This window comes from Acidovorax cavernicola (genome assembly GCF_003581445.1).
Map to the genome: position 1 here is coordinate 1 of NZ_QXMN01000344.1, position 578 is coordinate 578.

General features: G+C 69.4%; 1 protein-coding gene. It reads right to left on the reverse strand.

What is annotated here, in order from left to right; all coding sequences use genetic code 11:
- Positions 1-578, reverse strand: a 578-nt coding sequence (locus D3H34_RS33550; protein ID WP_147400640.1) for a TonB-dependent receptor domain-containing protein, incomplete at both ends; no start/stop codon positions are given.

Below are 578 nucleotides of genomic sequence, written 5' to 3' on the forward strand. Positions count from 1 at the left end.
CCCGTGGTCAGCGCGCTGTTGTTGCGCACATCGGCGAACGAGGCCGTGGACAGCACGCCCGACGGCGGATCGGCGGCGGTCGCGTACTGCGCGTAGAGGTTGGCGCCGGGCGCGACATCCCAGACCGCACCGATGCGGCCCGTGGTCGGGTGGTAGCTGCGCGCGAACGCCGCGGGGCTCGCAGCCGTGACTTCGCGGCGGTTGGTCAATTCGAGCGCAATGCGTTCGTGGCGCAGCGCCGTGACCAGGTGCAGCGCGGGCGTGAGCGCGGTGCGGTTCTCGGCGTAGAGCGCCGCCGTCTCGATGCGGTTGTCGCGGTCGGCTCTGAAGCCTGGTGCCATGCCCGGAATGTCGAAGAACTGTTCGGTGCTGAATGCATAGGGATTCACGCTGCTCACCGTGGCCGACAGGCTGTTGGGAAAGCGCGTCTGGCGGTTGAGGCTCAGCTCCAGCCCGAACGCCCAGTCGCTGCGCCGGCCCGCGATCTGGCCGTTCCAGGTGGCTTCGGTGCGGTTGCCTATCATGCGCTGGTCGTGGCGCTGCAGCAAGGCGGCCGAGCGGATCACGGCGCTGTTGCC